Origin of the sequence: Corallococcus sp. AB038B (assembly GCF_003668955.1) — a bacterium.
GTDB classification, from domain to species: Bacteria; Myxococcota; Myxococcia; order Myxococcales; family Myxococcaceae; genus Corallococcus; species Corallococcus exiguus.
The window spans coordinates 1-432 of record NZ_RAWO01000143.1 but is presented as its reverse complement, the minus strand read 5'-3'; the positions used below and the strand labels follow the sequence as shown (position 1 = coordinate 432).

The following is a 432-nucleotide window of genomic DNA, read 5'->3' as shown; positions in this document are numbered from 1 at the left end:
CGCGGCGGTGCACGAGCGACACGGCGCCCTCGGGGTCCGTCGCGGGAGCGGCGCGCAGGAGGAACTGGAGTTGGAGTTGGACGGAGGTGATGGGCGTGCGCAGCTCATGGCTGGCGATGGAGAGGAACTCGTCACGGGCCTGGACGGCCTCGCGCAGGTCACGAGCCAGGTCTTCGGCGGCGCGTCGAGCCACGACCAGCCCCGTGACTTCCACGGCCACGGCCATGACGCCCTGGATGACTCCGCGAGCATCACGCCAGGGTTGCCAGGTGAAGTCATGGAACCGCTGCTGTCGGGAGAGCGCGGGGGTGACATAGGGAGAGGTCGACGCCAGGGGCACTTCACGTCCGGAGAAGGGCCGCCCTTCGAGGTAGACCTCATCGAGGAGGCTCAGCATGCCCGGGTCCATGGCCGGCTGGACGTCGCGCAGGG

At 69.7% G+C, this 432-nt stretch carries 1 protein-coding gene; it reads right to left on the bottom strand.

Features of this window, described 5'->3' with window-relative positions; all coding sequences use genetic code 11:
* A partial coding sequence (locus D7Y04_RS42810; protein ID WP_304988659.1) for a histidine kinase dimerization/phospho-acceptor domain-containing protein occupies positions 1 to 432 on the bottom strand: 432 nt, incomplete at both ends.